10 protein-coding genes are annotated in these 11463 nt (G+C 72.5%); 3 read left to right on the forward strand and 7 right to left on the reverse strand.

The features are described 5' to 3' along the window. Positions 1-54: 54 nt before the first annotated feature. The 5 genes from AB0F82_RS07100 to AB0F82_RS07120 form a co-directional block, all read right to left on the reverse strand. Entirely contained in the window at positions 55-1296 is a 1242-nt protein-coding gene (locus AB0F82_RS07100; protein ID WP_436842051.1) for a L,D-transpeptidase, read from the reverse strand. Between the two features lie 123 nt (positions 1297-1419). Continuing rightward, positions 1420-2127, reverse strand: coding sequence for a L,D-transpeptidase family protein (locus AB0F82_RS07105; RefSeq protein ID WP_362624741.1), 708 nt, complete (start codon positions 2125-2127; stop codon positions 1420-1422). Between the two features lie 96 nt (positions 2128-2223). Further along, entirely contained in the window at positions 2224-3093 is an 870-nt protein-coding gene (locus AB0F82_RS07110) for an MSCRAMM family protein (RefSeq protein ID WP_362624743.1), read from the reverse strand. 83 nt (positions 3094-3176) lie between these two features. After that, positions 3177-4421 carry an MSCRAMM family protein gene (locus AB0F82_RS07115; RefSeq protein WP_362624745.1) on the reverse strand — a complete coding sequence of 415 codons (1245 nt, stop codon included), beginning with the start codon at positions 4419-4421 and terminating at the stop codon, positions 3177-3179. A 138-nt stretch (positions 4422-4559) separates the two neighbouring features. Further along, the gene (locus AB0F82_RS07120; RefSeq protein ID WP_436842052.1) at positions 4560-5780 is read right to left on the reverse strand and encodes a L,D-transpeptidase; all 1221 of its coding nucleotides are present in this window, start codon (positions 5778-5780) and stop codon (positions 4560-4562) included. Between the two features lie 357 nt (positions 5781-6137). On the opposite strand from AB0F82_RS07120, the gene glgX reads away from it, so the two are divergent. Further along, positions 6138-8333, forward strand: coding sequence for a glycogen debranching protein GlgX (gene glgX / locus AB0F82_RS07125; RefSeq protein WP_362624928.1), 2196 nt, complete (start codon positions 6138-6140; stop codon positions 8331-8333). Here glgX and AB0F82_RS07130 read toward each other — a convergent pair. Next, the gene (locus AB0F82_RS07130) at positions 8299-8889 is read right to left on the reverse strand and encodes a MarR family winged helix-turn-helix transcriptional regulator (protein WP_362624749.1); all 591 of its coding nucleotides are present in this window, start codon (positions 8887-8889) and stop codon (positions 8299-8301) included. The two genes, glgX and AB0F82_RS07130, sit on opposite strands and share 35 nt — an antisense overlap. A 94-nt stretch (positions 8890-8983) precedes the next feature. Between AB0F82_RS07130 and AB0F82_RS07135 the strand changes: the two genes are divergently transcribed. Next, the gene (locus AB0F82_RS07135) at positions 8984-10186 is read left to right on the forward strand and encodes an MFS transporter (RefSeq protein ID WP_362624751.1); all 1203 of its coding nucleotides are present in this window, start codon (positions 8984-8986) and stop codon (positions 10184-10186) included. A gap of 34 nt (positions 10187-10220) precedes the next feature. Next, positions 10221-10943: a CDP-alcohol phosphatidyltransferase family protein gene (locus tag AB0F82_RS07140; protein WP_362624753.1), complete on the forward strand. Its 723-nt coding sequence runs from the start codon at positions 10221-10223 to the stop codon at positions 10941-10943. On the opposite strand, the gene AB0F82_RS07145 is transcribed toward AB0F82_RS07140, so the two are convergent. Beyond that, positions 10924-11412, reverse strand: coding sequence for an adenylyltransferase/cytidyltransferase family protein (locus AB0F82_RS07145; RefSeq protein ID WP_356810656.1), 489 nt, complete (start codon positions 11410-11412; stop codon positions 10924-10926). The two genes, AB0F82_RS07140 and AB0F82_RS07145, sit on opposite strands and share 20 nt — an antisense overlap. Positions 11413-11463: the final 51 nt, after the last annotated feature.

The raw sequence follows: 11463 nt of genomic DNA on the forward strand, positions 1-11463 counted from the left end.
GCCCGGTGCTGTGTGTCACAGCACCGGGCCACCTCTACCGCGTACGGGACGGATCTACTTGATCCACTCCGCCCAGTCCATGTTCCAGCCGTTGAGGCCGTTGTCCGGGGCGATCTGCTTGTCCTTGGAGTTCTTCACGATGACCACGTCGCCGATCAGCGACTCGTCGAAGAACCAGGCCGCGGGCTGCTTGGAGTCGCCCGCGCCGCGGACGTCCTTGAGGCCGATGCAGCCGTGGCTGACGTTGGCCGAGCCGAAGGTGCCCGAAGAGGCCCAGTAGTTGCCGTGCACGAAGGTGCCCGAGTTCGACAGCCGCATCGCGTGCGGGACGTCGGAGATGTCGTACTCGCCGCCGAAGCCGACGGTCGCGCCGTTCATCCGCGTGACCTTGTACTTCTCGCTGATGACCATCTGACCGTTGTAGGTCGTGGTCGACGGGGCGCCCGCGGTGATCGGGACGTCCTTGAAGACCTGGCCGTCCCGGACGACCTGCATCGTGTGCGCGGCCGCGTCGACCGTGGAGACCTGCGAGCGGCCGATCTTGAAGGTGACCGTACGGGTCTGCTTGCCGTAGACCCCCGGGCGGCCCTCGACCCCGTCCAGGGCGAGCTTCACGGTGACCGTCGTGCCCGCGGCCCAGTACTTCTCGGGGCGGAAGTCGAGGCGGTCGTTGCCGAACCAGTGGCCCTCGACCGGGACGGCCGGCTCGGCCGTCACCGTGATGGCCTTCTCGACGGCTTCGGGGTTGGTGATGCCACGGGAGAAGTTGATCGAGACCGGCATGCCGACGCCGACGGTCGCGCCGTCCTCGGGCGTGTAGTGGCCCACGAAGGTGTTCGTCGGGGTCAGGGTCGTGAAGGAGGTGTCCTTGGCGGACTCCCGGCCGGCCTCGTCCTTGGCGACCGCGTGCACTTTGTACTCGGTGGCCGAGGCCAGGTGGCGGGCCGGCTCCCAGCTCGCGCCGTCCTCGGAGAGCTTGCCCTCGACCGCGTTGCCCTTGGTGTCGGCGACGGTCACCGTGCTGAGCTTGCCGCCGGTGCTCGTTATCTTCAGGACGCCGCTGGTCGCGACCTCCTTGGCCCCGTCGTCGGGCTTGACGCTGACGACGGCCTTCGAGGCCTCGGTACCGGTCTTGCCGCCGCCCCCGGCGTTGTCGCTTCCGCTGCCGTTGCTGTTGCCGCCGCCACCGCCACTGCAGGCGGTGGTGAACAGCAGGGCCGCTCCCAGCAGAAGGGCCGACAGGCCGGTCCGGGCGCGGCCGCGTATCGGCTGCACGTTCACTCGTGTTCTCCCCATGTCCCCCGCGCACGGACAGTCGCGCGCATGTCGACAGGAAATCACACGGGAGGATCACGATGAGCCACGGTCTTGTCACCGTTCCGTCCCAACTGCCGCGACACGGCGGGAACGGCTTGCCGGTCAGTCCTCGGTGCCCGGCTTGGTGCCCCAGACGTAGACGGCGTCGCCCTCGGCCAGCAGCTCCCACAGACGCTTGGCGTCCGGTTCGGTGAGGTTGACGCAGCCGGCGGAACCGCCTCCCTCGTAGAGGGTGCCGGGAGAGCCGTGCAGGGCCTGGCCCCCGTCGAAGAACTGGGCGTACGGCATGGGCGATCCGTACAGCGTGGAGACGTGGTCCTTGCTGCGCCAGTACACATCGTGCCAGCCGGTCCGGGTCTCCTGGACGTCGCGGCCGGTGCGGATGGGCACGGGCCGGAAGACGACGGCGCCGCCCTTCTGCACCCACAGCAGCTGGCGGTCCAGGTCGACGCAGGTGACGCGGTGTTCACGGTCGGGGCAGTCGCCCGCGGCGTTGGGGTCGGGGCGGGCCGTCACGACGAGCATCGTGCGGTAGGTGGCGACGCCCGCGTAGCCGTCGGCGGGGCTGACGCCGTTCTTGCGCTGGAAGTCGCGGACCGCGCGGCAGTCCGCCGAGGACTGCACCCCGTCGACCGGCCGTCCCACGTGGTGCTCCAGCTCCCGCTGGTAGGGGCCGGTGCCCGCCACGCACGCGCTCTCCGGTTCCGCCGGGGCGGCCGCGGCGAGGGACGGGTACGGGCCCGCGAGTGCGAGCAGGGCGCCGATCACGGCCGCCCGGGCCACCGGGCCTCTTCCCTGACGTGTGGCCATGCGGGCCTCCTCGGTCTGCGAGCGCGACGGTCGTACCCCAGCCAAGCCGTGTGGCCGGGGTACGGCTCGCGCTGCTGCGCCGCCGGAGTGAGGCGCTCACTCCACCGGCGCACCCGGCCCTGCGGTCCGGGCCCGGCGGCCGTCCTCCTGGGCGCCCGCGTCCGCGTCCTGGCCCTTCCGATCCAGGGGGATCGGCTCGGCGCGCTTGTTGTGGACGGTGAGCACGAGCTGCCGGCCGATCTGGGCGTCCAGCCGATAGGGGCCGGTCACCGGGCTCTTCGGCAGGACGTAGCCCTCGGGGACGTCCTTCTCGACCAGGAAGTACCCGCCGTCGGCGAGCCCGTCGAACTCGCAGGTGCCGTCGGCGTCGGTGGCGCAGCCCGGCCTGACGCGCTGGTCGGCGTCGACGCCCCCGGTCGTGAGGCCGGGGGTGCCGTTGGTCTCCTTCCACAGCTCGAACACCGCGCCGTGCAGCGGGGAGCCGGTCTTGGCGTCCTTCTTCCGGACCCGGATCCAGCCGGTGTACGCGGCGTCCGGGCGCCGGTTCGGGATGCCCACGACGAGACCGTCCCGGGCGGCGGCCCCGCCCAGGTCGAATCCGGTGGACGCCTCGTCCGCCCACACGTATCCGGCGGGGACCGCGACCTGGAGCGCGTAGTAGGTCTCGCCGGTCAGGAGCTCCACCGTGCAGACGCCCTTCGCCTCGGTCACGCAGACGCCGTCGTGCTGCCTTTCGTCGGCACCCTGACCGCTGCTCTGCAGCCCTGCCCGGTCATTCGTCTCGCGCCACAGCTCGAACCGGGCCCCGGGCAGCGGCGCGCCGGTGTCCAGGTCGGTGCTGCGCAGCACGACCTTGGCGCTGCCGGGTGGTGCAGGGGGCGGTGCGGCCAGGGCCGGCGCCGCCGCGGTGAGCACCACCGCGGCGGCGAGGCCGATGGGCCACATCCTCGTCGTCCTGGCTGTCATGCCGCTCCGTCCGTCGTAAGGGGCCGGGGATCGGATCTGGGATCAGATCCGGAGGTCAGATCCGGAAGGTCAGGCCCGGAAGGTCAGGCCCGAGGACCCTTCGCGTCCTTCGGGTGCCCGGGGTGGCCGCCCTTGCCGTGGCCGTGGTCTCCCGTGCCGTGGCCGTGGTCTTTCTTGCCCTTGCCGTGGCCGTCGCGCTCGTTCCGGAGCGTGACCACGAGCCGTCGGTCCGGGGTGGCGGAGTCCAGCCTCAGCGGTCCGGTCACCCGGTCCGCGGGCAGCGCGTAGCCCTCGGGCACGGCCGTCTCGACCAGGTAGTAGGAGCCTTCGGGGAGCGGGCCGAAGTCGCAGACCCCGCCGCGGTCCGTGGCGCAGCCGTCCGCCGCCCGGCGGTCGGCGTTGATGCCGCGCGTCTGGAGGCCGGCGGTGCCGTTGGTCTCCCGCCACACCTCGAACACCGCGCCGCGCAGCGGCCGCCGGGTCTTGGCGTCCTGCTTGAGGACCCGGATGGCGGCCTCGTACCGCTCGCTCCTGGTGTTCGGTACGGCGACGACGATGCCGTCCGCCACGTCGCCCTCGGCCAGGTCGAAGCGCGTGACCGGGTCCGCCGGCGGTTCGTATCCGGCCGGGACCGCGGCCTCCCGCCAGTAGTAGGTGCGGCCGGCCGGCAGCTCCACCGTGCAGGTGCCCCGGGCGTCGGTCACGCAGGCGCCTTCCAGCCGGGTGTCACGGGCCGAGGCGGCGGTCTGCAGCCCGGCCGTGCCGTTGCTCTCCCGCCACAGCTCGAACTCCGCGCCGGCCAGCGGCAGTCCCGTCGCGCCGTCCGTCTTGCGCAGCACCACCCGGGCGCCGACCGGCGGCTCGGGGTTCCGCCGGTTGTCCGCCTCGTACCGGACGCCGGCCTGGGCGTCCTCGGCGGTCAGCGTCAGCGCGTGCACCGGCTGGGGCGGGAGCACGTACCCGGGGGGCGCCTGGGTCTCGCGCCAGTAGTACGTGCCGAGCCCGGTCGTCGCCGCGTCCCGCTTGAGGACGGAGACCGAGCCGGTCACCGGGACCGGGCCGCCGCAGTCGGGGAGGTCTCCGTTGAAGGGGTAGGCGATGCCGTTGTCCCGGCCGCGCAGGACGCCGTCGCTGTTGACCGGCGGGTACGGATCGGGACAGCGGCCCGGGACGCACGGACCCAGTCCGTCGGGCAGCGCGGCCCGGGCCGCCACCGGCCGGTCGGCGCCGGGTCCGGCGGCGGCCGCGGGTCCGGCGGCGGCCGCGGGGGCGGCGGCGGCCAGCACGGCACCGATCGCGAGCCCGAGGGTCCAGTTCCTTGCCGACATGACGCTCCGTCCGTTTCCCCTGCTGCCCTCGTGTGCCCTGACAGGCTGGGGGCAGGGGTCGGCGGTGCGGGCCGCGGACACTCTCCGCTACGGCATTCCGATCACACAAGTCACTCCTGCGGGGGGACGGTGGGCCGGTCAGGCGATGGCGGATCCGGCCACCCAGTCCGCCCAGGACATGTTCCAGCCGCCCAGCCCGTTGTCGGCGGCGACCGTCTTGTCCTGCGAGTTCACGACCTCCACCACGTCCCCGATCAGGGTCCGGTCGAAGAACCAGCCCGCCGGGGTGTCGGAGCCGCCGCCCTTGTCGTCGCGCAGGCCCACGCAGCCGTGGCTGACGTTCGTGGTGCCGAAGGTGTCGGGGCTGGACCAGTAGTTCCCGTGCAGGAAGGTCCCGGAGTTGGTGAGCCGCATGGCGTGCGGGACGTCGGGGATGTCGTACTCGCCGCCGAACCCCACGGTCTGGCCGTTCATCCGGGTGACGTCGAAGAGCTCCATCACCACCATTTTTCCGTTGTAGGTGGTGGTCTTGGGCGCTCCGGCGCTGATCGGCACGGTCGACAGCAGCTCGCCGTCCCGGCGGACCTCCATGGTGTGGGCGGCCGCGTCCACGGTGGAGATCTGGGAGCGCCCGACGGTGAAGGTGATGGTCTTGGACTGGATCCCGTACGAGCCGGGCGCGCCCTCGACGTCGCGCAGGTCCATCCGCACGGTGACCTTGGTCCCCGGCTTCCAGTACTGCTTGGGCCGGAAGTCGAGGCGTTCCTTGCCGAACCAGTGGCCGACGACCTCCACGGCCGGCTCGGAGGTGATCCGGATGGCGCGCTCCACCTCGGCGCGGCGTTCGACGGCCCGGCTGAACTTGAAGGAGACGATCATGCCGGTGCCGACGGTCGAGCGGTTCTCCGGCTTGAAGTAGCCGATGAACCGCTCCTCGGGAACGTAGGTGGTGAAGGTGGTGTGCCGGGCCTGGCGGCGGTTGTGCCCGTCGAGGGCGACCGCGTCCACGGTGTACTTGGCCGCGAGGGCGAGGCGGCCGGCCTGCGGGGTGGGGCTCCAGCTGAGCCCGTCGGCGGCGATGGCGCCGGGGACCTCCTCCGCTTGCGCGTCCTCCACCTTGGTCACCACCACCCGCTCCAGCCGCCCTTCGGGCACGGTGACCGCCAGCCGCCCGTCCGCCGGGACGTCCTTGGCGTTGTCGTCGGGGGTGATGCGGATGGCTTCGTCCGGCGAGCGGACTCTGCCGGGGAGCTGGATCTCGACGGGTGGTTTGCCGTCCTGGGTGCAGCCGGCCAGCCCGCCCAGCAGGCCCGCCCATGCCGCCACGGCGGCCAAGCCCGCCCCTGCCCGCCTCGTCAGAAGTGTCACGATCCCTCCAACGACCGGAGGCCTCCGGGGGAAACGTGAGGGCGGGCGACGTTCCGGGCAGAACAGTCCGGGCAGAACAGTGGGAAGGACCAGACGGGGGCGGGCCCGGGCCGGGACGCCGGGGCCACACACTCCCCTCCCCCCGCCGGTACCCAGGAGCCGTGGAGGCGGGCAGTGTCGAGCGCAGCCGAGCAGGAGGCGGTGGAAGCCGTCAGCAACGCCGTCGGAGCGGTACGGAGCGGACAGGCCGCGCCCGTACCGCAGGTCGACGGCCAACCGGGCGGCCCACTGGGCCATCAGTCGAACGGACGGCCGGACGGCCGGACGAACGGGCAGGTCAAGGGGCAGGTGTTACGGGCACACGCGCGCCCGGCCCCGGCAGTGTGGCCGGGGTCCTCGCATCCCCTGGGAGCCCGCTTCCACCACGGTCCGGACGGGACCGCGGGTACCAACTTCGCCGTGTGGGCGCAGGGCGCGGAGTCGGTGGAGGTGTGCCTGTTCGACGAGGCCGGGGCCGAGACCCGCTGCGTCCTGACGGAGCTCACGCACGAGATCTGGCACGGTTTCGTGCCGGGCGTGCGCCCGGGGCAGCGCTACGGCTTCCGGGTCCACGGCCGCTGGGACCCCTGGACGGGTGTCCGGCACAATCCGGCGAAACTGCTGCTGGACCCGTACGCGCGGGCCGTCGACGGGGAGTTCGCCCTGCCGCCGGAGGTGTACGGGCACGTCCGGGACTGGCCGCAGCAGTACATCGCGGACACCGTGCGCGACGACCGGGACTCCGCGCCGTTCGTCCCCAAGGGCGTGGTCGTGCACGATGACGACGACTGGGCGGACGACGTCCGGCCGAAGACGCCCTGGGCCGATTCGGTGATCTACGAGCTGCACGTGCGCGGCTTCACGATGCGCCATCCGGGTGTTCCCGAGGAGCTGCGCGGCACCTATGCGGGCCTGGCCCATCCGGCGGCGGTCGAGCACCTGGTGAAGCTGGGCGTGACGGCGGTCGAGCTGCTGCCGGTGCACCAGTTCGCGCACGAGGACCACCTGCTGCGCAGGGGGCTGCGCAACTACTGGGGGTACAACTCGGTCGGCTACTTCGCCCCGCACGCCGGGTACTCGTCGAGCGGTACGGCAGGGCAGCAGGTCGGCGAGTTCAAGCGGATGGTCAGGGCGCTGCACGCGGCGGGGATCGAGGTCATCCTCGACGTGGTCTACAACCACACGGCGGAGGCGGGCGAACTGGGGCCCACGCTGTCGCTGCGCGGTTTCGACAACCGGGGCTACTACCGGCTCCAGTCCGACCAGCGGCGGTACGCCGACTACACGGGCTGCGGGAACACCCTGCACGCCGGGCGTCCGCACGTGCTGCGGCTCATCACGGACTCGCTGCGCTACTGGGTCACGGAGATGGGGGTGGACGGCTTCCGCTTCGACCTGGCGGCGGCGCTGGCCCGTTCGATGCACGACGTGGACATGCTGTCGCCGTTCCTGGCGGTGATCGCCCAGGACCCGGTGCTGCGGCGGGTGAAGCTGATCGCCGAGCCGTGGGACGTGGGGTCGGGCGGCTACCAGGTGGGGGCGTTCCCGCCGCTGTGGACGGAGTGGAACGACCGCTACCGGGATGCCGTGCGGGACTTCTGGCGGGGTGCGCTGCCAGACGTACGCGATCTGGGGTACCGGCTGTCGGGGTCGAGCGACCTGTACGCGTGGGGTGGGCGGCGGCCGTACGCCTCGGTGAACTTCGTGACCGCGCACGACGGTTTCACCCTGCGGGACCTGGTGTCCTACGAGCGCAAGCGCAACGACGCGAACGGGGAGGCGGGCCGGGACGGGACCAACGACAACCGGTCGTGGAACTGCGGGGCGGAGGGCGAGACGGACGACGTGCGCGTCGGGGTGCTGCGCCGCCGCCAGCTGCGAAACCTGCTGACCACCCTGCTGCTGTCGACCGGGGTGCCGATGCTCGTCGCGGGCGACGAGTTCGGGCGTACCCAGGGCGGCAACAACAACGCCTACTGCCAGGACAACGAGACGGGGTGGGTGGACTGGTCGCTGCTGGAGGATCCGGCGTGGCGGTCGCTGTTCGCCCTGACGGCCCGGCTTATCTCGCTGCGCCACGCCCATCCGGTGCTGCGGCGGCGGGCGTTCTTCTCGGGCCGACCGCAAGGGGCGGACGGGCTGCGGGACCTGGCCTGGTTCACGCCGGCGGGCATGGAGATGACGGAGCGGGACTGGTACGCCCCGGCGGCCGCGCTGGGAATGTACCTGTCGGGGCGGGACATCCCGGGTCGTGACGAGCGGGGCCGGCAGGTGACGGACGACAGTTTCCTGGTGTTGCTCCACACCGGGGACCGGCCGGCGGCGTGGGTGCTGCCGGGGGCGCCGTGGGCGCAGGAGTACGAGCTGGTCCTGGACACCTCCCTGGAGGAGCAGGCCGTCGTCCCCGGCACCCTGCACCGCGCCGGGGAGACCCTGACCGTGCCGGCCCGCTCGGTGCTCCTGCTGCGGGTCAGCGGGTCTCGACCGCCAACAGCATCCGCTTGAGGAGGGCGGCGAGCGCGGCGCGTTCGGCGTCGTCGAGGGGCTCGATCATCTCGTCCTCGGCGACGCCGCGCCAGCGCATGGCGTCCAGCCACCGCCGGTGGCCCTCCTCGGTGAGCTCCACGTCGACCCGGCGGCGGTCGGCGGCGGCTCGCAGCCTGCGGACCAGCCCGGACTTCTCCAGGGTGTCGAGGCGGCCGGTCATCCCGGCCGGGGAGAGGAGCAGTTCCGCGGCGAGCTCGGCGGAGGGGGCCCGCCAGGGTGCGCCGCGGGAGGCGAGCCGGTGCATCGTTTCGAACTCGAAGGCCTGGAGCCCGGTCTCGGCGAGCGCCCGCTCCTTGCCGTGCGACACGTGCTTGGCGAGGAGCTGGATGCGGGTGATGACGGCCTCGGTGGGCACGTCGAAGGGCACTTTGCCGCTCCAGCGGGCGATGTGGCGGTCGACGGAGTCCTCGGCGGAGTTATCGGCGGAGTTATCGGCGTGTTCCGTTCCCGCCGCCGCCCCGGTGGCCCGTCCTTGCGCGCTCCGCGCCCGGCCTTCGCCCGCCTGTCTGCCCATGTCCGCATTATGTCCCGTCCTCCGCCCGTCCTCCGCCCGTCCCGAACCCGATACTTCGTTGACGAATGATTCGCCGGCGAAATAATCTCCGGGCATGATCTCGCCGATACCGCGGCTGGTCGTCGGCCGCACCTCCGCCGCCTTCGCCTCCGCCCTCGTGCCCACCACCCTGACCCTGGCCCTCCTGCGGGCCGGCTCCTCTGGCGATCTGGGCCTCGTACTCGCATGCGAGCTGCTGCCCATGCTGCTCCTGCTGCCCGTCGCCGGGGTGGCCGCCGACCGGTTCCCCGCCCGGCGTGTGGTCCTCGTCGCCGACCTCGTGCGGGCGTCCGCCCAACTGGCGACCGGGGCCCTGCTCCTGACCGGACTCGACGGCCGCGTCCCCGAGCTGGCCGCGCTCGCCGCCGTGACCGGCGCCGCGGTGGCCTTCGGCACGCCTGCGGTACGCACGCTCGTGGCGGCCGCGGTTCCCGAGGAGGGGCGGCTGCGCGTCAACACCCGGCTCGGGGTGGCCACCGGACTCGCGAACGTCGCGGCTCCGGCGGCCGCCGGCTCGTTGTCGCTGACCGTGGGCGGCGGCTGGGCCTCGCTGCTCACCGGGGCGCTCTTCGTCCTCTCCGCGCTCACCCTCGGCGGCCTGCGCACCAGCCCGGTCCGGCGTACCGCGCCGCGCGCCGCCTTCGGCGCCGAACTGCGCGCCGGCTGGGCAGAGACCAGGCGCCACCCGTGGTTCCTCGCCAACGTACTGGCCCACGGGGTGTGGCACCTGGCGGCCGGACTGCTCCTCACCCTGGGCCCGGTGATCGCCATGGAGGACCTGGGCGGCGAGGGCTCCTGGGTGGTGATCGCCCAGGTCGGCACGGTCGGCATGCTCGCCGGCGTCTGGACGGCCGGCCGGCTGCCGCTGCGCCGGCCGCTGTACGGGGTGGCCTTCGGGGCCGCCGCACAGGCACTGCCGCTCACCGCCTTCGCGCTGCGGCTGCCGCTGCCGGCAACCGCGGCCGCGTTCTGCTGCGCCATGTTCGGCCTGGGGGTGCTGAGCCCGCTGTGGGAGACGGAGATGCAGCGCCGCATCCCGCTGGAGACCCTGGGCCGGGTCGGGTCCTTCGACACCCTCATCTCGTTCGCCGCGCGGCCCCTGGGGCTGGCGGTGGCCGCGCCGCTGGCCGCCGCGGTCGGGGCCACGGCCCCGCTGCTGGTCGCGGCCGTCCTCAGCGCCACCGCGAACCTGTCCGTGCTGCTGCTTCCGGACGTCCGCAGACATCCGGAACCGACTCGCTCACCTGTCCTGCGATGATGTGTTCGACATCATCGCTGAGGGGAGCCCTTGCATGGGCAGAGTCGGTACCGCGCTGCGGGAACTGCGCGGGGCGCAGAAGTCGGCGAAGGGGGTGTCGCTCTACTCCCGGTTCGTGAACCGGCCCACCGGGCGCTACCTGGCGGCCGGTTCGTACGCGCTCGGGCTCACACCGAACCAGGTGACGCTGATCAGCGCCGCCTTCAGCTTCGCCGCGGTGGCCGCGGTCGCGCTGACCGGGCCCTCCTGGGCGCTGGGGGCCGCCGTGTGGGCCGCGCTCGCCGTCGGTTTCGCCTTCGACTCCGCCGACGGGCAGCTGGCCCGGCTGCGCGGCGGCGGCAGTGCGGCCGGCGAGTGGCTGGACCACGTCGTGGACGCCGCCAAGCTGACGGCCCTGCACTCGTGCGTACTGATCGCCTTCTACCGGTTCCCCGAGGAGTACGGGACGACGGCCGACGGCTGGCTGCTGGTGCCGCTGGGCTTCCAGTTCGCCGCGGTCGTCACCTTCTTCGGCGGACTGCTGACCGAGAAGCTCAAGCCCAAGCCGGCCCCCGGAAGCCCCGCCGCCGCGCCGTCGACCGCGCGCGCGGTGGCGCTGCTGCCCGTGGACTACGGGGTGTTCTGCCTGGTGTTCCTGCTCCTCGGCGGCGGGAAGCTGTTCGCCTGGGCCTACGCCGGACTGGGCGCGGTCGCCGCGCTGTTCCTGGTGGCCTTCCTCGCCAAGTGGTTCCGGGAGCTCAGCGCCGTTCGCCGGTGACCTGCGCCGGCCCCGCGGCCGGTTCGGCGAGCGCGTCCAGCGCCCGGCGCAGCTGGGTGCTGGAGGTGTGGACGGTGTAGGGGAAGTAGACGACGTCGACACCGTGGGCGGCGAAGTCCTTCTCCAGCTTGGCGCCCTTGGGGGTGCCCCGCCAGTCGTCGCCCTTGAATATGACGTCGAAGCGGACCTGCTTCCAGGTCTCCACCTTGTCGGGCACCGTCTCGACGAAGGCGGCGTCCACGTACTTCACGCTGCGCACGATCTCCAGCCGCTCGACGAGCGGGATCATCGGGCGGCGGCCCTTGGCGAATTCGGCCATCTCGTCGGAGACCACTCCGGCGACGAGGTAGTCGCACTGACTCCGGGCGTGCCGAAGGATGTTGAGATGTCCGATGTGGAACAGATCGTAGGCGCCCGGCGCGTAACCGACTCGATACGGTCGACGCGAAGGCGCACCAATGTCCGACATGTACCGCTCCGTCATCTCTTTGTCCCCAGCGGCCACACCCCCCGGTGTAGC

The sequence above is a fragment of the Streptomyces virginiae genome (assembly GCF_040638905.1).
GTDB lineage: Bacteria > Actinomycetota > Actinomycetes > Streptomycetales > Streptomycetaceae > Streptomyces > Streptomyces virginiae_B.